Origin of the sequence: Rhodoblastus sp., from assembly GCF_041915505.1 — a bacterium.
In the GTDB taxonomy this organism is placed as follows: domain Bacteria; phylum Pseudomonadota; class Alphaproteobacteria; order Rhizobiales; family Beijerinckiaceae; genus Rhodoblastus.
In genome coordinates, this window is record NZ_JAYSBG010000008.1 from 1 (window position 1) to 21,223 (window position 21,223).

The following is a 21,223-nucleotide window of genomic DNA, read 5'->3' on the forward strand; positions in this document are numbered from 1 at the left end:
GTTCTCTCACGATTTCCTGACCCAATTTTTTGCCGGGTCAGCAGATTGCGGCGCTGTCAGCGCCATTGATTGCCGCAGCGACTCATGACGAAGCCCCGGATCGCCCGATTTTTTCTGTTCCTGTTCTTCCTTTCGGAACCGGCCTCGGGGGCGGAGGTGGTCTACGCCAATAAATGCGCCGCCGGCTATTACATGGCCTTTTCAGGCGACGTGGCGGGCGACGCGCCCAACACCACCAGCCAGAAGACCGTCAACTGCTTCGCCTGGAGCCAGTTCGTCGCCCTGAACTGGCCCGCCGCCGGCCATGGCAATGGCGAGGCCGGCGACCTTTCGCCGGTGCGGTGGCAGACTTTTCCCAGCGAATTCGACCTCTTCCGGCCCGACGGCTCGGCGCCCGCGTCGGGAGTCCATGCTTCGCTGCCGAAAGCTTGCGCCGCCCGCGTCGCCAAGGCCGGGCTGCGGCCGGACGAGGTGACCTTGCTGCAGGCGCCGGCAGGGCCGGGGAAAAAGCCCTTGCGGATCAATTCCAGCGAACAGGCGGGCGCGGCGGACAATGAGGCCGCGTGGGTCGGCGACAGCAATGGCGCAAATCTCTGGTACGAGATCCGCGTCAGCCCCAAGGAAGCCGATTTCATCATCGTCAACCGGCTCTTCAGACTCGACGGACAGGCCGGATTCATAGCTGCGGGCCATCCCTTCGTGCTGCCAAAGAGCGGCGAAGACAGCCCGGCCGCGACAATCGAACTCAAGGCGGCGTGGATGGAGGTCCCCGATCCGGCCAATCCGAAATGGTCTTATTTCAAGACCAGCGACGCAGCCATTCTCGACGCCTCGGGCGGGGATTGTCGCCTAACCCGCGTTGCGTTGGTCGGGCTGCACATCACGCAGAAGACAGTCGGACAGCCCAGCTTCTTCTGGGCGACCTTCGAGCATATCGACAATGTTCCCGACGGGAACGGCCCGGTCAGCGGCAGCTATAATCTCTACAGCGATCAATGCCGGCCGCAGCAGGTCAAGGTTGAGAACCCGCTTTGCCTTGCGGGGGCGGAAGCGGGCGCGGCTGCGAAAATGGTGACGATCACCTGCCGGCCGAACGCTCGTCCGCCCTATCATATCGGCGGCGATTGCCCGGCGCCGCGTGCGACCCAGACCACCCGCGACGTGGCGACCGAGCCCGACACGGATGACGTCAACGCCATGGTCCAGGCGAGCCTCGCCCAGACCTTTCCCAATTCGGTCTGGCAATATTACAAGCTGATCAACGTGCAATGGGCGCTGGCGCGGGCCGTCGATCCCGAGGCTCCGCTGGCCGGCTCCGCCCGCCTACCGACGACGCTGCCCTCGATTCCGGTTTCCAACACGACCATGGAGACCTATCTGCAGACGACCACCTGCACGACTTGCCACGTCAATGCGGCGCTGGCGAAGCCCCGCGCCTATTCCGCGGATTTCAGCTTCGTCTTCGAGGCGGCGGGGCGGTGAGCCTCCGACCTCAGGCATCGTTCCCGTTGTCATTGCCCCGGATTTTTGCCAGCGTCTGGCGAGGCAACGAAAAAGCAATACGAATCAGGTCATTATACTGGTGGTTCCGCAATGGGATCGATGAAAGGGACTACCGAAGTGTCGAATCGCCACTATGTCGAGGAGCTTCAATCCTCGCTCACCCAGACCGTGGCGGTGATCCGGGCCTTGGGCGAGTTGCGAGACCCTTATACCGCCGGACATGAGCGACGCGTTGGAGATTTGGCGGCCGCAATCGGCGGCGAACTGGGTTTCGAAGAGCAGCGCCGGCAGGGATTGCGTATTGCCGGCTATTTGCACGACATCGGCAAGATCGCGATTCCCACGGAAATTCTTTCGAAGCCAGGTCGTCTTAGTCCAGCAGAGTTTGCTTTGATCCAGGAGCATCCGGCGAAAGGGTACGAGATTTTGAGTAATGTCGACTTTCCGTGGCCGGTGGCGCTCGTCGCCATGCAGCATCATGAGCGGATGGATGGCAGTGGCTATCCGCAAGGGTTGAAGAACGAGCAGATCACAGTCAAGGCGCGGATCGTCGCCATAGCCGATGTGGTCGAGTCCATGTCCGCGCATCGCCCTTATCGGCCCGCGCACGGAATCGATCAGGCCCTTGCCGAGATTGAGCGCGGCAAAGGAACCGCGTTCGACGCCGACGCCGTCGACGCATGCCTCCACCTTGTCCGAAACAAGGGCTATAAAATCCACGACTGACAAAGGCTATGGTTTTCGCCGGCCGCGGCCAGCGTCGCTTCGATGCCGGTGGCGAGCGTGGCATGGCTGACCGGCGCGAAGTCTGGCGCATTCTGTGGGGGTAAAGCTCGGCAATGGAGGTCCCGAATTCCGGCTTCGGCATCGCCGATCGTCAGGATGGTATGAAATTGAAGCGGATCGATCTCTTCCTTGGCTTCTTCAAGCTCGGCGCGTTGGCGTTCGGCGGCACGGGGCCCTTGTCGCGGGCGATCATCGTCGATGACCGGCGTTGGCTGGACGATTCCGAATTCGCCGCGCTGCTTGGGCTGTGCCAGGCGCTGCCGGGAGCGAATACCTGCAATCTCGCGGTCATGCTCGGCGACCGTTTTCATGGCGCGGTCGGAGCGGTCGTCGCTCTGGCCGGTCTGATGACGGCGCCGCTGGCCATCGTGGTCGCGGCGGCGAGCTTCTTCACCACTTTTTCCGCTTTGCCAGATGTCCGCGCCGCACTTTTCGGCGCGACCGCCGCCGCCGCAGGCCTCGCCATCGGCACGGCCGTGAAAATGACGATCAAGGTCAAGTTCGACGTGGCGGTGGCGCTGTTGGCGAGCGCGGCTTTCGCCGGTTCGGCGCTGCTGCGTCTGCCGCTGCCGCTGATCCTCGTCGTGCTGGTTCCGGCCAGTTTCGCGCTGTCCAAAGCCAGGGCGCGGGCATGAACGAGGCGCCGCTCTCCTCGATCTTCCTGCGCTTCGCCGGCATTTCCTTGCTGGCGGTCGGCGGCGCGACAGCGGCTTTGCCGGAGGCGCAACGCCAGATCGTCGGCGAATTGGGCTGGATGACCAGCGCGCAATTCGCCGAGACCTTCGCCATAGCCCAGACCTCGCCTGGCCCGAATGTCATCACCTTCAGCCTGTTCGGCTGGCGGTTGGCTGGGCTCGCCGGCCTGATCGTGGCGACGATCGGCATATTGGGGCCCTCGTCTTTGCTGGCCTTCGGCGCGGCGCGGGCGATGCGACGGGCCGGCGAGGCGGCCTGGCTGGCGCGGCTCAAACAAGCGCTGATCCCGCTCGCCATTGGCCTGATGGCGGCCAATGGCTATCTTCTGGCGCGCGGGGCCGATTCCGGCCTGCTGACGACCGTCATCACGCTCGCTTCGGCGGCATTCGTGGCGCTGTCGCCACGCAGCCCGCTCTGGGCCATGGCCGCCGCCGCTGCTGTGGCCGTTTGCGCCGGTCGATTGGGATTCTTGTAAATCCGCCGTCCGAGGGACGGCTAGGAGCGAATGCCATAGGGCGTCTTTAGACGCCCGTTTTACAAACGGGCGATGGCCGAGCCGTCGCGAGGGGCGCCGCCCGTAGGGCGGCAGAGAGAAAATGAGCCGCATCGCTTATGTCAACGGCCGCTACATCCGCCATGCCGATGCCGGCGTGTCGATCGACGACCGCGCCTTTCTGTTCGCCGACGGCATTTATGAAGTGATCGAAATTTTCGACGGCAAGCTGATCGACGAGGCCGGCCATCTGGCGCGGCTGGAGCGTTCCGCGCGGGAACTGCGCCTGACCTTGCCGCTGGCGCAAGGCGTGCTGAAGCTGGTGCTGCGCGAACTGGCAGCGCGCAATCGCGTGACGGACGGCCATGTCTATCTTCAGGTCACGCGCGGGGCGGCGCGCCGCGACCATTTCTTTCCCAAGCCTGGAACGCCCGCGACCTTCGTGGCCTTCGCCCATCGGAGCGACCGCGCGGCGGCCGAGGCGAAGGCGCGCGCTGGAATCAAGGTGATCTCGCTGCCGGACATCCGCTGGAAACGCCCGGATATCAAGACGACAAGCCTGCTGCCCAATGTGCTGGCCAAGCAGCAGGCGCGCGAGGCCGGCGCCTATGAGGCCTGGCTGGTCGACGCGGACGGCTATGTCACCGAAGGCGCGTCGAGCAACGCCTGGATCGTGGACGGGCAGGGCGCTCTGGTCACGCATCCGGCCGATTCGGCCATTCTGAGCGGAATCACCCGGGCGCGCCTGTTCCAGATCGCCGCGGCGCAGGGGTTGGCGCTGGTCGAACGGCCTTTCACCCTGGAGGAGGCCTTTTCGGCGGGCGAGGCTTTCATCAGCGGCGCGACGACTCTGGTCATGCCGGTCGTGGCCATCGACGGCCGGACGATCGGCTCGGGCGCGCCGGGCCCGGTTTCCCTGGGCCTGCGCGCGGCCTTTCATGATTATGCGCCCGCGAGCGGCTGAGCCGGATGATCTCCTTTGGACGCTCCAAGGCAAAAGAAGTTCTTGCTTAGTTTCGGCGCTTGAGACTCTAATAGACAAAAGTGGCGTAAACGGACGCGTCGCCTGTGGCGCGTTGTCCGTATTGGAGCCGCGCCTGCGTCGTTGGGGTCGACGCAAGGAATAACAGAATAGGAATAAACATGGCGGTCGAACGCACACCCAATCTGCAGGATACTTTTCTCAACTATGTCAGAAAAAACAAGGTCCCGCTCACGATCTTCCTGGTGAATGGCGTCAAGCTGCAAGGGGTGGTGAGCTGGTTCGACAATTTTTGCGTGCTTTTGCGTCGCGACGGGCACTCGCAATTGGTCTATAAACACGCCATATCCACCATCATGCCCGGCCATCCGATCCAGATGTTCGATCCGGCGGAGGAAGGCGCGGACAAGTAAGACCAACGCAACGATTCTTTCGAGACCCGCTTGAACGAAAATCTGGCGCCCCTCAGCGGCGCTTCTCTTCCGAGACAGGAAGCCCGTCGTGAGGCGGGCGACCCTAAGCGTGGCTCCGCCAAGACCCGCGTCCTGGTCATCGGCCCCTATCTGACCGACAAGGCGGCGGCCTACGCCCCCGGAGACCTGCCGCTGCGCTCGCGCGAGGCGCGCATGGACGAGGCCGTCGGCCTCGCCGGCGCCATCGACGTCGAGATTGTGGGGCAGGAGATCGTGGCGCTGACGCAGATCCGGCCCGCGACTTATCTCGGCAAGGGCAAGGTCGAGGAACTGGCCGAAAAGATCAGGGAGGCGGAGGCGGAGCTGGTCGCCGTCGATTGCGCCTTGTCGCCCGTGCAGCAGCGCAATCTCGAAAAAGCCTTCGGCGCCAAGGTGATCGACCGCACCGGGCTGATTCTGGAAATCTTCGGCGAACGCGCCCGTACGGCCGAAGGCGCGTTGCAGGTCGAGCTCGCCCATTTGACCTATCAGAAATCGCGGCTGGTGCGGTCCTGGACCCATCTTGAGCGCCAGCGTGGCGGCTTCGGCTTCCTCGGCGGCCCCGGCGAAACCCAGATCGAGACCGACCGCCGCCTGATCCAGGAGCGGATGAACCGGATCGAACGCGATCTCGAAACGGTCAAGAAGACGCGCGGCCTGCATCGCAAGAGCCGGCGCGACGTGCCTTTCCCCATTGTCGCTTTGGTCGGCTATACCAATGCCGGCAAATCGACCTTGTTCAATCGCCTGACCAAGGCCGAGGTCTTCGCCAAGGATCTGCTGTTCGCCACGCTGGATCCGACGCTGCGCGGCCTGAAACTGCCGCATGGCGGCAAGGTGATCCTGTCCGACACGGTGGGTTTCATCTCGGACCTGCCGCATATGCTGGTTTCCGCCTTCCGCGCGACGCTGGAAGAGGTGCAGGAGGCCGACGTCATCCTGCATGTGCGCGATATTGCGCATGAGGACGCCGAGGCGCAGAGCGCCGATGTCGAAAAGATTCTGGGCGAGCTGGACGTGGACATCCATGACCATAGCCGGCTGATCGAGGTATGGAACAAGATCGACCTGCTGCCGGTCGAGGAGCGCGAGCGGTTGAAAGCCCGCGCCGCCCGCCGCGCGGAGGACGAACGCGCTTATGCCGTTTCGGCGATAAGCGGCGAGGGGCTCGACGAATTGCTCGCCGCCATCGAGGCGCGGCTGGCGCGCGGCCGCCCAGTACTGAGCCTGAGGCTCGACGCGGGCGACGGCGAGGGCCAAGCTTGGCTTTACGCGCATACCGAAGTGCTGTCGCGCCAGAGCGACGAGGACGGCCACGCCTTCTTCGACGTGCGCGTGGCGCCCGAACAGCAAGACCGGGTGCTGCGGCGTTTTCCGGGAGCGACGGCCTGAAGTCGTCCTGATTTCAGACTCGCGCCGCCCTCGGCAGCTCCAGTTTCGCGACGAACAGCCCGACCGTCCAGCCGAGCAAAGCGCCGGCCAGCACATCGCTGAGGAAGTGATAATCCGCGCCGAGCAGGCCGACCGCCATGGCCAGGACGGCCAGCGCGCAGAGCGGCCGCAGGCGTGGCGCCAGAACCCAGAGGCAGCCGGCGACGGCGCAGATGACGGTCTCATGGCCGGAGGGAAAGGCCGCCCAGCCGGCGCCGCCGTGAAAGGGCGAAAAGCCGAACGCGCCGTCGCGGATGAAGGACGGGTTGCCGCAGACCCAGGTTTCTGGCCAGGTGCGGCCGAAGGCGAGTTTCGCCAGTTCCTTGACGCCCATGGCCAGAAAAAGCGCGAGGGTCGCGCGCAGGGCGATCAGGCCGCGCGCGCCGAGGCTCTTGCCGAAGGCGAAAATCACCGCCGCCCAGCACAAAATCAGAACCGCCGCCAGTTCGATCCAGTCGAGCGCATGGGTCATCGCGACGAAGGGGCCGCGCGTTTCGTGGAAATGCTGGAAGGACAAGGCGGCCAGCGGCCGGTCGATAAAGAAGATCGACAGCAGGACCGCGCAAATCATCAGAATGGCGAGGATAACGCCGGTCGCAAAGGGATTTTGGGGCTTCATCATCGGCTCCGGGACGGGTTCTGGCTAAACCACGCCAACGACGGCTTGTTGACGTCAGACGCGGGTCGCTTCCTCCAGCTCGGCGGAAAGCTCCAGCCATTCCTCCTCCGCCGCCGTCAGCGCGCGCTCCAGTTCGGCGCGTTGGTGAGACAGCTTGGTCGCCTCGGCCGGATTGCGCTCGAAGGCGCGCGGATCGGCCAGCATCAGATCGATGCGCGCGATCAGGTCGCCGAATTTGGCCATCTTCTCCTCGGCGGCCTTGACCTTGCGCGCCAGCGGCGCGGCGTCCTTGCGGGCTTTGGCGGCGTCGCGTCGCGCCTCGGCGGCGCCGTTGGCGCCCGGTTCACGCCTCTTCTCGCCCTCCGCGCGGCCTTTCCGCGCCGAATCCAGCACGAATTTCCGATAATCGGCCATGTCGCCGTCAAAGGCCTGCACGCGGCCGTCGGCCACCAGCCACAGCCGGTCGGCGCAGGCTTCGAGCAGATATTGATCGTGCGAGATCAGGATCACCGCGCCCTCGAAATCATTGATCGCCTCGGCCAGAGCAGAGCGGCTGTCGATGTCGAGATGGTTGGTGGGCTCATCCAAAATCAGCAATTGCGGGCCGCTGAAGGTGGCGAGGCCCATCAGAAGGCGCGCTTTTTCGCCGCCGGAGAGGCTCGAAACCTTGGTGTCGGCCTTCACATTGGGAAAGCCGATCTGCGCCGCCCGCGCCCGCACCCTGGATTCCGGCGCGTCCGGCATCAGCCTTTGCACGGCGAGATAAGGCGTATCGTCGAGATTGAGGTCGTCGACCTGATGCTGGGCGAAAAAGCCGGCTTCGAGCTTGTTCGATTTGCGCAGCACGCCGGCCATCGGCTCCAGCCGCCCGCCCAGCAATTTGGCGAAGGTCGATTTGCCATTGCCGTTCGAGCCGAGCAGGCCGATGCGGTCGTCATTGGACAAGCTGAGACTGAGCTTCGACAGCACGGCGCGCTCGCCATAGCCGACCGAGACATTCTCCATGGCGATGATCGGCGGCGATAGCGGCTTTTCGGGCGAGGAGAACGAGAAGGGCAGCACTTCCTCGTCCACCACGGCCGAAGCGCTCTCCATTTTCTCCAGCATTTTCAGGCGCGATTGCGCCTGTCGCGCCTTGGTCGCCTTGGCGCGGAAGCGGTCGACGAAACTCTGCAGATGGGCCCGGCGCTCCTCCTGTTTCTTCAGGAATTTGGCCTGCAGCATTTTCGCTTCGGCGCGCTGGCGGGCGAAGGAATCGTAATTGCCGCGATAAAGCTGGAGCTTTGCCTGATCGAGATGGACGATATGATCGCAAACATCGTTGAGCAGGTCGCGGTCATGGCTGATGACGACGATGGTCGCCGGATAATTCGCCAGATAGGCGATGAGCCACAAGGTTCCTTCGAGGTCGAGATAATTGGTCGGCTCGTCGAGCAGCAGCAGGTCGGGCTTGGAGAAGAGCACGGCGGCGAGCGCGACGCGCATCCGCCAACCGCCGGAAAACTCTTTCAGCGCGCGATTTTGAGCGTCTTCGTCGAAGCCGAGGCCCGAGAGAATTTCAGCCGCGCGGGCCGGCGCGGCATGGGCCTCGATATCGGCCAGTCGCACATGGATTTCGGCGATTCGATGCGGATCCTGCGCGGTCTCGGCTTCTTCCAGCAAAGCGGTGCGTTCGATATCGGCCGCCAGCACGAAATCGATCAGCTTGCCGTCGCCGCCCGGCGCCTCCTGCTCGACGCGGCCGATGCGCGCGCCGCGCGGAATCGAGATCGTCCCGCCCTCGGCGGCGATCTCGCCGCAGACAAGCCGGAACAAGGTGGTCTTGCCGGCGCCGTTGCGGCCGACGAAGCCGACCTTGGCGCGCTCGGGCAGGGTCATGCCGGCGGAATCGAACAGCATACGCGGCCCGAGCCGATAGGTGAGATCGGTGACAGTGAGCATGATTTCGGCTTGTTCGCTGGCTTAGCAGGCGTTCTTGCCGCATTTCGCCAGCGCTTCGACTCGCGTCTGGAGCTGGTCGAAGCCGACGGCGCCGACGATGGCCTCGTCGCCGATCACATAGGAGGGCGTCCCGGTGAGGTTCAGCGCGTCGGCGAGCTTCATGGTCTGTTCGAGGCCGGCGCGGATCGAGGGATCCTTGAGGTCCTTCTGCAGCCGGTCCATGTCGAGACCCTGGTCTTTCGCGACGGCGAGCGCCTGTTCGCGTCCGACATGGCCTCGGGTCGAGAGCAGCTTCTGGTGAAACTCGAAGAATTTATCGCCGGAAATCTGCTTGCGCGCGGCGGAGGCGACCTGCGCCGCCTCGACCGAATCCGGGCCGAGCACCGGGAAATCCATCAGCACCACCCGCAGCTCCCGCTCAGACTTGATCAGATTGACGAGATCGCCCAGGGCCTTTTTGCAATAGCCGCAGTTATAGTCGAAGAATTCGACCAAGGTGATCTTGCCCTTGGCGTTGCCGACCACGCCGGGAAAGGTGGAATTGAACAAGGCGTCCCGGTTCTGCTCGATGACGCGGCGATGCAACTCGCCTTCCTCCAGCGCCTGTTTCTTCTCCAGCGCCACAGCCGCCTCGCGCAGCACTTCCGGGTGGTCGACCAGATAGGAATGGATGATCGATTCGATCTCGGTCTTCTGGGCGGCCGAGAAGGTTTCGGCCGAGGCGGGCGAAGCGATCGGGGCGAAAAGGAAGGCGGTCAGGCTCAAGCAGGCGGCGAGAATCGCCTTGCGGCTCTGGAGGAACATGGATAACTCCGGCGACAGATATTCATCCTGCTTAGCACTATTCCGGCCTTCGGGTCGAATTGCGGCGGCTTTTTCTTAGAAATTCTCATGACTCAATCCGCGAAAATCGTGTCTCCCGCGCGGCGTGCGGCCATCGCGCCGTTCATCGCCATGGACGTCAAGCGCGAGTCGAGCCTGCTGGAGCAGGCGGGGGCCGGCATCGTCCATATGGAGGTGGGCGAGCCCAGCGCCCCGCCGCCGCGCCGCGCGCGCGAGGCCGCCATCGCGGCTTTGGCCGGCCAGCCGGTCGGCTACACCGACGCGCTTGGCCTGTCTTCGCTGCGCGAGCGCATCGCCCGGCATTATCGCGTGACCTATGCGGTCGAGGTCGATCCGCAGCGCGTCGCGGTCACGACCGGCTCGTCGGGCGGCTTCATCATGGCCTTTCTCGCCCTGTTCGACGCCGGGGCGCGGGTCGCGATCCAGAATCCCGGCTATCCGGCCTATCGTAATATTTTCGGCGCGCTCGGCATCGAGGCGGTCGATCTGCCGGTCGATTCGTCCAACAGTTTTGCGGTGACGGCGGCGGCGGTCGAGCGGGCGGATGACGCGCATAAGCTCGATGGCCTGCTGCTGATGAGCCCCGCCAATCCGACCGGCGCCATGCAAAGCCCGGAGTCCCTGCGTCAGATCGCCGAGACCTGCGAGAAGCGCGGCATCAAATTCATCTCGGACGAGATCTATCACGGCCTGACCTATGACCAGCCGGCTCAGACGGCTTTGGCCTTTTCGGACCGCGCCCTGATCGTCAATTCCTTCTCGAAATATTATTGCATGACCGGCTGGCGCGTCGGGTGGCTCGTCGTGCCGCCCGAGCTGATCCGCACAGTCGAGCGGCTGCAGCAATCCTTGGCCATTTCGGCGCCGACCCTGTCGCAGATCGCCGCCGAGGCGGCCTTCGAGGCGACGGACGAGCTGGAGGCGATCAAGGCGGGCTATGGCCGCAACCGCGACATTCTGCTGAACGGGCTGCGGGGGCTCGGCCTCGACCAGCTCGCGCCCGCCGACGGCGCCTTTTATCTCTATGCCGACGTCAGCCGCTTCACCGACGATTCCACCGCCTTCTGCCACGATCTGCTGCATCGCGCCGGCGTCGCGGCGACGCCGGGCGTCGATTTCGACCCCGTGCGCGGCCATCTGGCGCTGCGGCTGTCCTATGCCGGCGCGGAGGCCGATATGGTCGAAGCGTTGAAGCGACTGAAGACCTTTCTGGCGCGCCGCTGAAGCCTTCCCGCGCGACGCGCGTCGCCGCCTTGTCCGGAAGGGCGGCTTTCGGCATCATGGGGCCAAATCGCTGAGGCGATCCGGCAAACATGACGGAGCAGGGGCGAACGATGGGCAGCCCAAGGGCCGATGTGGACGCCGCGCTCGACCAGCAACAGCGATGGCAGGCCGAGCTCAAGGAATTGCGGCGGATCGTTCTTGGATGCGGGCTGGACGAACAGTTGAAATGGGGCTGGCCCTGCTATTCGACGGGAGGCAAGAATGTCGTCCTGATCCACGCCTTCAAGGATTATTGCGCGGTCCTGTTTTTCAAGGGCGCCCTGATTGACGATCCGGATGGCGTATTGATCCAGCAGACCGGCAATGTTCAGGCGGGACGCCAGATGCGATTTGTCGGCCTGAAAGACATCGAGGCTGCGGAAGCCCTCTTGAAGCATTATGTCGCGCGCGCGGTTGAAGTCGAAAAATCAGGCGCGGCAGTTACTTATAAGCAGACTTCTGAATTTCCGGTTCCGGAAGAGCTGCAGGCCGCACTGGACGCGAATCCAACGCTCAAGGCCGCCTTTTCCGCGCTGACTCCGGGACGACAGCGGGCTTATCTGCTTCATTTCTCCGCGCCGAAACAGGCGAAGACCCGTGTGGCGCGCGTCGAGAAATCCATCCCGCAAATCATGCAAGGCAAGGGTTTGAACGATTAGGGTTCGATGATTGACGGTCCCGCTCGGACTCAAGCCGCGGGGGCGGGGGGCAGGATTTCGTCCGGCTCGCGCGCGGCGGCGATGCGCTGATATTCGGCCTGGATGTGCTCGTGGCCATATTTGCGTTCGAGCCGTCGCACCGTGAAATGGCCTTTGGCCAGGGATTGAAAATGCTCGATAAAGGCGACATTGATCGCCGCGCCGCCCACGGCGCCGAGCGCCGGCGTCGCCTGGGCGACGAGTTTCTGGCTGACGACCACGCCGAAACGCGCGGCGACGGCGGCCAGCAGCCGAAGGATGGCGGGAGCGGTCTCGTCGATCACGCTGCGGCTTGCGACATAGCGCGCGGCTTCCGAAACGGAGCGCGCCAGCACGCTGCGAATGGCGAAATAGCCGGAATCCGTGATGTTTTCGCCGGGCGCGCGGCCATCCAGCGCGAAAACCTCCAGACAAGCCAGACGCGTTTCCGGATCGCGCAGATCCTCGCCCTCGGCGCGAGCGATATCGGCGATCGAGCGCAACATCACGGTAGTGGTGACGGGCAGTTCGAAGGGCAGGCTGGCGATGCCGAACGCGCCGCCCGCCGCGCCGGAAGCCGCCGCCATGACCTTATGCGCGCGGTCGCGGTCGCGAATCGGCCGCCCCCACAGGCTGGCGAGCGCGACGCGCAGGCCCAGCTTCAAGGCGGCCATTGTGGCGCCGTCGATCGCCTTGATCGCCTTTTCCGGGGCCATGTCCTTGATGAGATTGACCTTGCGCCCGACAATATTGGCCAGCTTGAGCGCCAGCCCGACATGTTCGAGCCGCCGTACGGCGTCCATCAGCGCGGCGTGATCGGCCGGCGTCATCTGACTGGTGTCGATATCCGGGCGCATTGACGAAATCCCGCAGGGCCATTCCCCGTCCGACAAAAAATGTGGCCTTTTTTCGGGGAATCAAGCCCGGAATTAACCTTGGCGGCGGATCGAACGTTAACACGGCCGGATGTGCAAGCAAAAGGCGCGTGGCCCGGTTCGGCGCCGATCGATGTCAGAGGCCTTGAAAACGAGGCGACAGCGGCGAATGCGGACAATTTGATCCAATTCCATTATACATTATTATACTTAAGGCGCTCAAAGCAAAAAATGAAGGCATTTGTCTAAAATGCGGCATTTCTACTTAGCGGCATAACAAATTGAGGCGGTCATTATTGCTCTATCACAGGGGAATGACATGCGCCTTTCGTCTCTCGCCGGTTTTGCTCTCGTCCTCGCGGTTCTCGCGGCGCAGTCGAGCGTCGTCAAGGCCTTCGGCAACAAGGACGTAGCCTATGCCTCGGTTGGCGGCGAGACCAGCATTCCCTATGGTTGGATCGATTTCTGCCAGCGTTACAAGGGAGAATGCGCCGGCGCCGAACTGCCCGCCGTCGACGTGAACCTGACCGACAAGGCGATGCGCGAGATCCAGCAGGTCAACGCCACGGTCAATCATGCGGTGGAAGCCGTCCCTGATCTGGAGCATTGGGGCGTGGTCGACCGCTGGGACTATCCGATGGACGGCAAGGGCGATTGCGAGGATTACGCGCTGATGAAGCGCAAGGTCCTGATCGAGCGCGGCTTTCCGCGCCAGGCGCTGCTCATGACGGTGGTCCGCGACGAGAACAACGAGGGCCATGCCGTGCTGACCGTGAAGACCAATGGCGGCGAATTCATCCTCGACAATCTGTCGGACGAAGTGAAGCCGATCAACCGCATCGCCTATCGCCTGATGAAGCGCCAGAGCCAGCAGGACCCGAATGTGTGGGTCGCCTTGGGCCCCTCCGCCGCCCCGGTCGTCGCCTCGCGGTGATTGGATCGCACGGACATGGAAACCCCGTCTCGGCGGGGTTTTTCTTTTGAGCTTTGCGCGCGCGCGCATTAAGACCGACGGCTCATCAAGGGGCCGATGGCGTGCGCGTAGACCTGTTCGATTTCGATTTGCCCGAGGAGAGAATCGCCCTGCGGCCTGCCGAGCCACGCGATTCCGCGCGGATGCTGGTGGTCGCGCCGCAGAGCTTCGAAGACGCCCACATCCGCGATCTGCCCGGCTTCCTGCGGCCCGGCGACGTGCTGGTGGTCAATGACGCCAAGGTGATTCCGGCGCAATTGTTCGGTTATCGCCGGCGCGGCGAGGCCGTCGCCCGGATCGAGGCGACCCTGCACAAGCGCGAGGATTCGTCGCATTGGCGCGCCTTCGTGCGGCCGGCCAAAAAGCTGAAAATCGGCGAGAAAATCATTTTCGACGATCCGGGCGAGGGCGCAGCCTGTCAGGCCGGCGCGCTCTGGGCCGAAGTGGCCGAGAAGGACGAGGGCGAGGCGCTGCTGTCCTTCAACCTGTCGGGCCCGGCGCTCGACGACGCGATTTTCGCGCTCGGCCATATGCCGCTGCCGCCCTATATCGCCGGGCGCCGGGCCGAGGACGACAAGGACGCCCGCGACTATCAGACCCTGTTCGCCGAGAAATCCGGCGCGGTCGCCGCGCCGACCGCCGGGCTGCATTTCACGCCGGAACTGGTCGAGGCCATCGGCAAGGCGGGCGCAACGGTCGAAAAGGTCACGCTGCTGGTGGGGGCGGGGACGTTCTTGCCGGTCAAGGCCGAGGACACCGCCGACCACAAGATGCATTCCGAATGGGGAACGGTGACGCCCGAGGTCGCTGCGCGGCTCAACGCGGCGCGGGCGCGGGGCGAGCGGATCGTCGCGGTCGGCACCACCTCGTTGCGCATATTGGAAAGCGCCGCCGCGCCCTCCGGCGAGATCATGCCCTTCGCCGGCGACACCGCCATTTTCATCACGCCGGGCTATTCCTTCCGCGCGGTGGACGTGCTGATGACCAATTTCCACCTGCCGCGCTCGACCCTGTTCATGCTGGTCAGCGCCTTTTCGGGGCTGGAGCGCATGCGCGCCGCCTACGCCCACGCCATCGAGGCGAAATATCGCTTCTATTCCTATGGCGACGCCTGCCTGCTGCTGAGACAGTAAGCCGGTTTCAGATGAACCGCACCGCGACAACGGTGAGGGCGGCGATCCAGGCGGTCTCAAGCACCATCACCGCGATTGGCTTCCAACCCACCGCGGCAAGGTCCTTGAACGAGGTCTTCATGCCGAGCGCCGCGATTGCGGTGACCAGACACCAGCGCGACAGGTCATTGGCGGCGTCCGTCGCCACCTTGGGCAACAGGCCCAGGCTGTTCGCCATGACAAGAGCAGCGAAACCGACCAGGAAAAACGGAAGGTTCACCTTCGCGCTGTTCTGGCCGGCCTTCGCGCGCCGGCTCACGATGAATGCGATGGTGAAGACGACCGGCAGCAACATGCTGACGCGCAGGAGCTTCACATAGGTGGCGACGTCGCCGGTTTCTGGCGAGATCGAATAGCCTGCGCCCACGACCTGCGCCACGTCATGGATCGTGCCGCCAAGGAAGATGCCGGCGTGAACATGATCGAAGCCGAGCGCCGTCACGAACAACGGATATGTGATCATGGCGATGGTGGACAGCAGCGTCACCGTGACCACAGTCAGAATGGTATCTCTTTCGCTCTCGCTCGTTCGTGGCAGGACGGATGCGATGGCGAGGGCCGCCGACGCGCCGCAGATACCGACAGCGCCGCCTGACAACACGCCGAACGACCGACTGAGGCCGAACCTTTGCGCGACGAAAGCGCCAAGAGCGATGGTGCTGACGATGGCCGCTATGACGGTCGCAATCGGCATCGCGCCCAGTTCGAGGATCTGATGCGCGGTAATGCGCGCCCCGAGCAAAGCGACGCCAACCCTCAACACCGCTTTCGAGGCAAACTCGATGCCGGCGACGCAGCGGCCCTCCTCGTAAAGGAAATGGAACGTCATTCCGAACAGGAGGGCGAACAGCATCACCGGAGACCGGTATTGCTGCGATAACCACGTGGCGGCCAAAGCAATCGTGGCGGCCACCAGCAAGCCGGGATAGGTCCGCTGAAAGAAGGCTTGCCATTTCCCCGATTGTGTCAGGGCGGGAGCGCTCGATCCCGCCGCCAAACCTTCCATTCCGTCATAGGACTGGAAGATCGCATGCACGGAAGCTGTGTCTGTATCGAGATCGGAGCTCATGATACCTTCCCGTCGCCGATTTTTCATTTTCCGGACATACCAGATCTCGAATTCATGACATCGTGCATCCGGGACGGCGACGCTTCAAGGGGAGCGAGACGGCGCCGCGCGGGAAAAGCCTTGGCCTTCCGCGCGGCGGGCTATAATTTGCGCGCCAAATTCACCTCCCTGAGGCGTCATGTCCGCGAAAGAAACCTTCTACCTCACGACCGCGATTCCCTACGCCAATGGCGCGCCGCATATCGGCCACGCCTATGAGCGGATCGCCTCCGACGCCTTCACGCGCTTCCACCGGCTCGACGGCCGTGACGTGCTGTTCGTCACCGGCATGGACGAGCATGGCCTCAAAATGCAGCAGACGGCGCAGCGGGAGGGGATTTCGCCGCTGGCTCTGGCCGACCGCACCGCCGCGCAGTTTCAAGCCATGGGCGAGAAGCTCAACGCTTTGGCCGACGACGTCGTGCGCACCACGCAGGCGCGTCACAAGGCGACCGTGCAGGAAATCTGGCGCCGCATGGCGGCCAAGGGCGACATTTATCTGTCGAAATATTCCGGCTGGTATTCGGTGCGCGACGAAGCCTATTACGACGAGAGCGAGCTGACGCAGAACGCCGAGGGCAAGAAATTCGCGCCCACCGGCACGCCGGTCGAATGGGTCGAGGAGGAGAGCTATTTCTTCAAGCTCTCGGCCTATGCCGAAAAGCTGCGGGCCCATTACGAGGCCCATCCGGATTTCGTCGCGCCGGAAAAATATCGCAACGAGATCGTGGCCTTCGTGAAGCGCGGGCTGAACGATCTGTCGATCAGCCGCACCACCTTCGACTGGGGCATTCCCGTGCCCGGCGACGAGCGGCATGTGATGTATGTCTGGGTCGACGCGCTGACCAATTACCTCACGGCGACCGGCTTTTTCGAGAACGGGCCGAGGGCAAAATTCTGGCCCTGCGACGCCCATGTCATCGGCAAGGACATCACCCGGTTTCACGCCATTTTCTGGCCGGCCTTCCTGATGTCTGCCGATCTGCCGCTGCCGAAACAGATCGTCGTCCACGGCTTCCTGTTCAACCGCGGCGAGAAAATGTCGAAATCGGTCGGCAATGTCATCGACCCGATCGCGCTGGCCGATCATTACGGGGTGGACGCCCTGCGCTATTTCTTCCTGCGCGAGGTGCCCTTCGGCCAGGACGGCAATTATTCGCATGAGGCCATCGTCCAGCGCATCAACGCCGATCTGGCCAATGATCTCGGCAATCTGGCGCAGCGCTCGCTCTCGATGATCGCCAAGAACGGCGGGCGTGTCCCCGAACAGGGCGAGGTCCAGCCGGCGGACGCCGAATTGCAGACCAAGGCCTATCAGGCGGTGGAAAAAGTCCGCACGGCGATGATCGGCTATGCGCCGCATCAGGCGCTGGGCGAGATCTGGGCGGTGGTTGGCGAAGCGAACCGTTATTTCGCGGGGCAGGAGCCGTGGAAACTCGGCAAGACCGACCCGGCGCGGCGCGACGCCGTGCTGTTCACCACCATCGAGACCCTGCGTGTGGTAGGCATCCTCTGCCAGCCCTTCATCCCGGCGGCGGCGGCGAAATTGCTTGACCTTCTCGCCGTGCGCGCCGACGAGCGTGATTATATTTACGCAAGGCCGGAGCACCGGCTGTTCGCCGGCGCGGATTTGCCCGCGCCCGCGCCGATCTTCCCGCGCTATGTCGAAGCGGAAGAGCCGGCGAAAGGAGCCGTTTCGTAATGCTGATCGACACCCATTGCCATCTCGATTTCCCGGAACTGTCCAAGGACCGCGCCGCCGTGCTGGCGCGGGCCAAGGCCGCCGGCGTCGCCCGGATGATCACCATCTGCACCGAGATCGAGAAATTCGACGCGATCCGCGCCATAGCGGAGAGCGACGACGATATTTTCTGCTCGGTCGGCACCCATCCCAATCACGCCACCGACGAGCGCGAATTCTCCACCGACGAGATCGTCGCCCTCGCGGTGTATGAAAAATGCGTCGCCATTGGCGAGGCGGGGCTCGATTATTATTACGACCGCGCCCCGCGCGACCGCGCCCATCGCGTGTTCCGCGCCCATATCGACGCTGCGCGCCAGACCGGGCTGCCGCTGGTCATTCACACCCGCGACGCCGATGCCGATATGGCCGCGATCCTGACAGAGGAGACGGCGAAAGGCCCGTTCAAGGCGCTGCTGCATTGCTTTTCCTCCAGCCGCGATCTGGCGGAGGCGGCGCTGAAACTTGGCCTCTATGTCTCGTTTTCCGGCATCGTGACCTTCAAGAATTCGCAGGAATTGCGCGATATCGCCAAGGACGTGCCGCTGGAGCGGCTGCTGGTCGAGACCGACGCGCCGTTCCTCGCGCCGACGCCGCATCGCGGCAAGACCAATGAGCCGGCCTTTGTCGCGGAAACGGCCCGGGTCCTCGCCGAGGTCAAGGGCGTGTCTCGCGAGGAGCTGGCGGCGATCACCACCGCCAATGCGCAAAGATTGTTCGACAAAATGCCCCCGCTCGCCGCATGAGGCTCGACATCACCATATTGGGCTGCGCCTCTTCGGCGGGCGTGCCTCGGGTCGCCCAGGGCTGGGGCGAATGCGACCCCAATAATCCGAAAAACCGTCGCCGCCGCTGCGCCATTCTGGTCGAGAAACAGGGCGAGCGCGAGCCGACCCGGCTGCTGGTCGACGCCGGTCCCGATCTGCGCGAGCAATTGATCGACGCCGACGTACACCGGGTCGACGCCGTGCTGCTCACCCACGCCCATGCTGACCATATCCACGGCCTCGACGACCTGCGGCCGCTGACCATGGCCATGCATCGCAAGATCGACTGCTATCTGGACGATCCGACCTGGCGCTCGGTCGGCCTGCGCTTCGATTATCTGTTCGAGACGCCGCCCGGCAGCAATTACCCGCCGCTGCTCATTCCACATTTCTTCCAATATGGCCGCAGCTTCCGCCATGGCGGGCCGGCCGGGGATATCGACGTCCTGCCGTTCCGGCTCAACCACGGCGATATCGACGCGGTCGGCTATCGTTTCGGCGCCTGCGCCTATACGCCGGACGTCAAATATATTCCGCCCGAGAGCCTGGATTATCTGGAAAATCTCGATCTGTGGATTGTCGACGCCCTGCGCCACAAGTCCCATCCGAGCCATCTCTCGGTCAGCGAAACCCTGCAATTGATCGCGCATTTCAGGCCGAAGCGCGCGGTGCTGACCAATCTCCACACCGATCTCGATTACGAGGCGCTGCGCCGCCATCTGCCGCCCAATGTCGAGCCGGCTTATGACTTCATGCGCCTGAGCGTCTGACCTTGGACCGGCTCGCCGAACATTACACCCTTTGCGGCGCGGCTTTGCGCGAAAGCGACCGCGACCGCTGGCTGGCCTGCCTGTTCGCGCCGGACGCCGCGCGGCCGCATCTGTTCGCGCTTTACGCCTTCAACGCCGAAACCGCTCGCATCCGCGATCATGTCTCGCAGCCGATCCTCGGCGAAATGCGGCTGCAATGGTGGATCGACGCGCTCGAAGCTCCGGACGCCAACACCTTCCGCGCGCATCCGACCGCCGACGCGCTGCTCGCCACCATCGCGACTCTGGGACTGCCGCGTCAGGAGGTTCTGGACCTGCTAGAGGCGCGGCGCTTCGATCTTTACGAGGATCCGGCGCCGGATATGGCCTTTTTCGATCGCTATTGCGACGAGACCGGCGCGGCGCTGTTTACGCTGGCCCATCGCGTCATAAGCGGCGGGCGACCCGCCGCCGATCAGACCGAAGCCGCGACGCTCGCCGCGCGCCATGGCGGGCGCGCCTACGCCATTGTCGGCCTGCTGCGGTCGCTGCCCTGGCATGTTGCGCAACGGCGCTGCTACCTGCCGGGCGATCTTCTCACCCGACACGGCCTGGCGGCGCGCGATCTTTTCGCCCGCGACCGGACGCCGGCCGTCGCGGCCGCGCTGGCGGAGCTGCGCGCTCTGGCGCGCGACAATCTGACAAAAGCGAAACAAGCTGTTCTCTCCCTGCCGCGGCCGGAGCGCGAGGCTTTCCGCCTTCTCGCTTTGCCGCCGCTTTATCTGCGCGAAATGGAGCGCCGCGATTACGACCCTTATGAGACGCAGGTCGATGTCGCGCTATGGCGCCGCCACTGGGCGCTTTGGCGCAAAGGTTTTTAAAAGCCGAAAATCTGCTCGCGCAGGGCGTCCTCGTAAGCCTTTTTGGCTTCCTTGACCCGGGTGCGGATTTCGTCTTCGGCGAAATGAGCCTGTTCCCAAAGGTCGATCTTGGCGACGTCGTGATCGACGGAGGCCAGATCCTCTTCATGCTTGATCGCGGCGATCCATTCCTCGACGACGGCCTTATAGGCTTTCTGCAGGGCGTCGAGTTGAGCGGTATCGGTGTCCATGAACGTCTCCTTTTCCCGCAGACTAGGCCCCGCCTGTGAAGGACACGCGACAATGGCTCCGGTCAGGTGGGCGGCGGGCCCGGGATTTCCTTGCGCACGGCGGCGGCGAAGGCCTTCAGCCCGCAATTGATGCGCAAGGGATGCAGCTTGCCGCCCTTGGGCCACGCCTGATAGGTCACGATGCTGCGCGTGATCGAGACCACCCGGTAATTCTCGGCGCCGGCCGAATAGCATTTGCCGGGTTCGATCGCTTCTTCGGGCATCGGCATGGTTCGGGCTCCTTCTGGTGGCTCAATGTTCGTCGGGTTTCTGATGTTTGACGTGGCGGGCGAGAAAGGCGCCGGCCGCATCGGCGCTTTCGGCGTCGATGGAATGGCCGAGCCCCGGACGCCTAAAGCTCCAGACCGGCGCGCTGCGCGCCTTCAGCGCCTCTTTCAGCGCCAGCATGGCGGCAAAGGGCGCGACGGGATCGTCCTCGCCATGCGCCAGCAGGGTCGGGGCGGGAGAAACCAGAGCCTCCGCCAGAGCCTCGGCGCGATAGGCCCCGGCGATTCCGACCAAAGCCGCGAGCTGTTGCGGGCGGCGCAGTCCGACGGTCAAAGCCAGTTCGGCGCCTTCTCCGAAGCCGACCAAGGCGAGATGGGAGGCCGGCAGGCGGGTTTGAGTCAGTTGCGCGTCGAGAAAGCCGTCGAGCGCCGCCGCGGACTCGCTGAACGATTCCTCCGGCCGAACCGGATCGCGCCAGACCGCTTGGCCTTGGGCGTCGCGAAAGGGCGCTTCGAGCGCGAGGAAATCCGCCTTGATCATCTCCGGCGCCCAGCCCAGCGCCAGATCGGCCATGTCCTGCCCGCAGCCGCCTTCGCCATGCAGCAGCACGACCAGATAGACCGGCTTGCCGCAGGACAGAGCGGCGAGTTTCGGACCTTCGATGATGTCGGCCATGGCTTTCCCGAGCGGTTTGACTGCGCCAATCAATATTCGTGCCGCATGGCGCGGCGTCTCGGCCGGCGCCCTCTGGCCCGTTCCCTGCTTCGATCCATG

General features: G+C 64.1%; 23 protein-coding genes. 15 read left to right on the top strand and 8 right to left on the bottom strand.

Annotated elements, in window-relative coordinates:
* Nucleotides 1-84: 84 nt before the first annotated feature.
* From ACE3S9_RS01310 to hflX, 7 genes are all read left to right on the top strand, one after another.
* Nucleotides 85-1,482 (top strand): hypothetical protein, encoded by a 1,398-nt coding sequence (locus ACE3S9_RS01310; protein ID WP_374544620.1) that lies wholly within the window; start codon nucleotides 85-87, stop codon nucleotides 1,480-1,482.
* Nucleotides 1,483-1,620: 138 nt separating this feature from the next.
* Nucleotides 1,621-2,229: an HD-GYP domain-containing protein gene (locus tag ACE3S9_RS01315; protein ID WP_374544621.1), complete on the top strand. Its 609-nt coding sequence runs from the start codon at nucleotides 1,621-1,623 to the stop codon at nucleotides 2,227-2,229.
* Nucleotides 2,230-2,390: 161 nt separating this feature from the next.
* A complete protein-coding gene (locus ACE3S9_RS01320; protein ID WP_374544649.1) occupies nucleotides 2,391-2,924 on the top strand; it encodes a chromate transporter in 534 nt (177 codons plus the stop codon).
* Nucleotides 2,921-3,460, top strand: coding sequence for a chromate transporter (locus tag ACE3S9_RS01325; RefSeq protein WP_374544622.1), 540 nt, complete (start codon nucleotides 2,921-2,923; stop codon nucleotides 3,458-3,460). The genes ACE3S9_RS01320 and ACE3S9_RS01325 overlap by 4 nt, the downstream gene beginning before the upstream one ends.
* A gap of 121 nt (nucleotides 3,461-3,581) precedes the next feature.
* Nucleotides 3,582-4,442 carry a D-amino-acid transaminase gene (locus tag ACE3S9_RS01330; RefSeq protein ID WP_374544623.1) on the top strand — a complete coding sequence of 287 codons (861 nt, stop codon included), beginning with the start codon at nucleotides 3,582-3,584 and terminating at the stop codon, nucleotides 4,440-4,442.
* 179 nt (nucleotides 4,443-4,621) lie between these two features.
* The gene (hfq, locus tag ACE3S9_RS01335) at nucleotides 4,622-4,873 is read left to right on the top strand and encodes an RNA chaperone Hfq (RefSeq protein ID WP_298427754.1); all 252 of its coding nucleotides are present in this window, start codon (nucleotides 4,622-4,624) and stop codon (nucleotides 4,871-4,873) included.
* A gap of 30 nt (nucleotides 4,874-4,903) precedes the next feature.
* On the top strand, nucleotides 4,904-6,304 hold the full coding sequence (hflX, locus tag ACE3S9_RS01340; RefSeq protein WP_374544624.1) for a GTPase HflX: 1,401 nt from the start codon (nucleotides 4,904-4,906) through the stop codon (nucleotides 6,302-6,304).
* A 13-nt stretch (nucleotides 6,305-6,317) separates the two neighbouring features.
* Here the strand turns inward: hflX and ACE3S9_RS01345 are convergent, their stop codons facing one another.
* Genes ACE3S9_RS01345 through ACE3S9_RS01355 form a run of 3 tightly spaced genes read right to left on the bottom strand, consistent with a single transcriptional unit; the run spans nucleotide 6,318 to nucleotide 9,707 of the window.
* On the bottom strand, nucleotides 6,318-6,962 hold the full coding sequence (locus tag ACE3S9_RS01345; RefSeq protein WP_374544625.1) for a phosphatase PAP2 family protein: 645 nt from the start codon (nucleotides 6,960-6,962) through the stop codon (nucleotides 6,318-6,320).
* Nucleotides 6,963-7,016: 54 nt separating this feature from the next.
* Nucleotides 7,017-8,903: an ABC-F family ATP-binding cassette domain-containing protein gene (locus tag ACE3S9_RS01350; RefSeq protein WP_374544626.1), complete on the bottom strand. Its 1,887-nt coding sequence runs from the start codon at nucleotides 8,901-8,903 to the stop codon at nucleotides 7,017-7,019.
* A 21-nt stretch (nucleotides 8,904-8,924) separates the two neighbouring features.
* A complete protein-coding gene (locus tag ACE3S9_RS01355) occupies nucleotides 8,925-9,707 on the bottom strand; it encodes a DsbA family protein (protein WP_374544627.1) in 783 nt (260 codons plus the stop codon).
* 87 nt (nucleotides 9,708-9,794) lie between these two features.
* Between ACE3S9_RS01355 and ACE3S9_RS01360 the strand changes: the two genes are divergently transcribed.
* Both ACE3S9_RS01360 and ACE3S9_RS01365 read left to right on the top strand, forming a co-directional pair.
* Entirely contained in the window at nucleotides 9,795-10,970 is a 1,176-nt protein-coding gene (locus ACE3S9_RS01360) for a pyridoxal phosphate-dependent aminotransferase (protein ID WP_374544628.1), read from the top strand.
* A gap of 110 nt (nucleotides 10,971-11,080) precedes the next feature.
* Nucleotides 11,081-11,668 carry a YdeI family protein gene (locus ACE3S9_RS01365; protein ID WP_374544629.1) on the top strand — a complete coding sequence of 196 codons (588 nt, stop codon included), beginning with the start codon at nucleotides 11,081-11,083 and terminating at the stop codon, nucleotides 11,666-11,668.
* 29 nt (nucleotides 11,669-11,697) lie between these two features.
* On the opposite strand, the gene ACE3S9_RS01370 is transcribed toward ACE3S9_RS01365, so the two are convergent.
* A complete protein-coding gene (locus ACE3S9_RS01370) occupies nucleotides 11,698-12,543 on the bottom strand; it encodes an EcsC family protein (RefSeq protein ID WP_374544630.1) in 846 nt (281 codons plus the stop codon).
* Between the two features lie 337 nt (nucleotides 12,544-12,880).
* On the opposite strand from ACE3S9_RS01370, the gene ACE3S9_RS01375 reads away from it, so the two are divergent.
* Together ACE3S9_RS01375 and queA are read left to right on the top strand one after the other, a co-directional pair.
* Entirely contained in the window at nucleotides 12,881-13,495 is a 615-nt protein-coding gene (locus tag ACE3S9_RS01375) for a transglutaminase-like cysteine peptidase (RefSeq protein WP_374544631.1), read from the top strand.
* A gap of 101 nt (nucleotides 13,496-13,596) precedes the next feature.
* Entirely contained in the window at nucleotides 13,597-14,667 is a 1,071-nt protein-coding gene (gene queA, locus ACE3S9_RS01380; RefSeq protein ID WP_374544632.1) for a tRNA preQ1(34) S-adenosylmethionine ribosyltransferase-isomerase QueA, read from the top strand.
* 7 nt (nucleotides 14,668-14,674) lie between these two features.
* Here the strand turns inward: queA and ACE3S9_RS01385 are convergent, their stop codons facing one another.
* Nucleotides 14,675-15,775 (bottom strand): YeiH family protein, encoded by a 1,101-nt coding sequence (locus tag ACE3S9_RS01385; RefSeq protein ID WP_374544633.1) that lies wholly within the window; start codon nucleotides 15,773-15,775, stop codon nucleotides 14,675-14,677.
* Nucleotides 15,776-15,953: 178 nt separating this feature from the next.
* On the opposite strand from ACE3S9_RS01385, the gene metG reads away from it, so the two are divergent.
* Genes metG through ACE3S9_RS01405 form a run of 4 tightly spaced genes read left to right on the top strand, consistent with a single transcriptional unit; the run spans nucleotide 15,954 to nucleotide 19,952 of the window.
* Complete coding sequence (gene metG, locus ACE3S9_RS01390) at nucleotides 15,954-17,516, top strand: methionine--tRNA ligase (RefSeq protein WP_374544634.1); 1,563 nt, start codon at nucleotides 15,954-15,956, stop codon at nucleotides 17,514-17,516.
* Nucleotides 17,516-18,301 (top strand): TatD family hydrolase, encoded by a 786-nt coding sequence (locus ACE3S9_RS01395; RefSeq protein WP_374544635.1) that lies wholly within the window; start codon nucleotides 17,516-17,518, stop codon nucleotides 18,299-18,301. The genes metG and ACE3S9_RS01395 overlap by 1 nt, the downstream gene beginning before the upstream one ends.
* Entirely contained in the window at nucleotides 18,298-19,092 is a 795-nt protein-coding gene (locus ACE3S9_RS01400; RefSeq protein ID WP_374544636.1) for an MBL fold metallo-hydrolase, read from the top strand. Before ACE3S9_RS01395 ends, ACE3S9_RS01400 begins: the two co-directional genes overlap by 4 nt.
* Nucleotides 19,093-19,094: 2 nt before the next feature.
* Entirely contained in the window at nucleotides 19,095-19,952 is an 858-nt protein-coding gene (locus tag ACE3S9_RS01405; protein ID WP_374544637.1) for a phytoene/squalene synthase family protein, read from the top strand.
* Here the strand turns inward: ACE3S9_RS01405 and ACE3S9_RS01410 are convergent.
* The 3 genes from ACE3S9_RS01410 to ACE3S9_RS01420 all read right to left on the bottom strand — a co-directional run bounded on the left by ACE3S9_RS01410 (nucleotide 19,949) and on the right by ACE3S9_RS01420 (nucleotide 21,124).
* Nucleotides 19,949-20,182, bottom strand: coding sequence for a hypothetical protein (locus ACE3S9_RS01410; RefSeq protein WP_374544638.1), 234 nt, complete (start codon nucleotides 20,180-20,182; stop codon nucleotides 19,949-19,951). The two genes, ACE3S9_RS01405 and ACE3S9_RS01410, sit on opposite strands and share 4 nt — an antisense overlap.
* Before the next feature lie 62 nt (nucleotides 20,183-20,244).
* The gene (locus ACE3S9_RS01415) at nucleotides 20,245-20,451 is read right to left on the bottom strand and encodes a hypothetical protein (protein WP_374544639.1); all 207 of its coding nucleotides are present in this window, start codon (nucleotides 20,449-20,451) and stop codon (nucleotides 20,245-20,247) included.
* A gap of 22 nt (nucleotides 20,452-20,473) precedes the next feature.
* The gene (locus tag ACE3S9_RS01420; protein WP_374544640.1) at nucleotides 20,474-21,124 is read right to left on the bottom strand and encodes an alpha/beta hydrolase; all 651 of its coding nucleotides are present in this window, start codon (nucleotides 21,122-21,124) and stop codon (nucleotides 20,474-20,476) included.
* Between the last annotated feature and the right edge of the window lie 99 nt (nucleotides 21,125-21,223).

Excerpts from the sequence above, each read along its gene's own strand:
- ACE3S9_RS01310 (WP_374544620.1), top strand. The coding sequence starts at position 85 with ATGACGAAGCCCCGGATCGCCCGATTTTTTCTGTTCCTGTTCTTCCTT.
- ACE3S9_RS01400 (WP_374544636.1), top strand. The coding sequence starts at position 18,298 with ATGAGGCTCGACATCACCATATTGGGCTGCGCCTCTTCGGCGGGCGTG.
- ACE3S9_RS01375 (WP_374544631.1), top strand. The coding sequence starts at position 12,881 with ATGCGCCTTTCGTCTCTCGCCGGTTTTGCTCTCGTCCTCGCGGTTCTC.
- ACE3S9_RS01320 (WP_374544649.1), top strand. The coding sequence starts at position 2,391 with ATGAAATTGAAGCGGATCGATCTCTTCCTTGGCTTCTTCAAGCTCGGC.
- ACE3S9_RS01350 (WP_374544626.1), bottom strand. The coding sequence starts at position 8,903 with ATGCTCACTGTCACCGATCTCACCTATCGGCTCGGGCCGCGTATGCTG.
- ACE3S9_RS01410 (WP_374544638.1), bottom strand. The coding sequence starts at position 20,182 with ATGGACACCGATACCGCTCAACTCGACGCCCTGCAGAAAGCCTATAAG.
- ACE3S9_RS01385 (WP_374544633.1), bottom strand. The coding sequence starts at position 15,775 with ATGAGCTCCGATCTCGATACAGACACAGCTTCCGTGCATGCGATCTTC.
- ACE3S9_RS01360 (WP_374544628.1), top strand. The coding sequence starts at position 9,795 with ATGACTCAATCCGCGAAAATCGTGTCTCCCGCGCGGCGTGCGGCCATC.
- ACE3S9_RS01345 (WP_374544625.1), bottom strand. The coding sequence starts at position 6,962 with ATGAAGCCCCAAAATCCCTTTGCGACCGGCGTTATCCTCGCCATTCTG.
- hfq (WP_298427754.1), top strand. The coding sequence starts at position 4,622 with ATGGCGGTCGAACGCACACCCAATCTGCAGGATACTTTTCTCAACTAT.
- ACE3S9_RS01365 (WP_374544629.1), top strand. The coding sequence starts at position 11,081 with ATGGGCAGCCCAAGGGCCGATGTGGACGCCGCGCTCGACCAGCAACAG.
- ACE3S9_RS01370 (WP_374544630.1), bottom strand. The coding sequence starts at position 12,543 with ATGCGCCCGGATATCGACACCAGTCAGATGACGCCGGCCGATCACGCC.
- metG (WP_374544634.1), top strand. The coding sequence starts at position 15,954 with ATGTCCGCGAAAGAAACCTTCTACCTCACGACCGCGATTCCCTACGCC.
- ACE3S9_RS01325 (WP_374544622.1), top strand. The coding sequence starts at position 2,921 with ATGAACGAGGCGCCGCTCTCCTCGATCTTCCTGCGCTTCGCCGGCATT.
- ACE3S9_RS01395 (WP_374544635.1), top strand. The coding sequence starts at position 17,516 with ATGCTGATCGACACCCATTGCCATCTCGATTTCCCGGAACTGTCCAAG.
- ACE3S9_RS01330 (WP_374544623.1), top strand. The coding sequence starts at position 3,582 with ATGAGCCGCATCGCTTATGTCAACGGCCGCTACATCCGCCATGCCGAT.
- ACE3S9_RS01355 (WP_374544627.1), bottom strand. The coding sequence starts at position 9,707 with ATGTTCCTCCAGAGCCGCAAGGCGATTCTCGCCGCCTGCTTGAGCCTG.
- ACE3S9_RS01420 (WP_374544640.1), bottom strand. The coding sequence starts at position 21,124 with ATGGCCGACATCATCGAAGGTCCGAAACTCGCCGCTCTGTCCTGCGGC.
- ACE3S9_RS01415 (WP_374544639.1), bottom strand. The coding sequence starts at position 20,451 with ATGCCGATGCCCGAAGAAGCGATCGAACCCGGCAAATGCTATTCGGCC.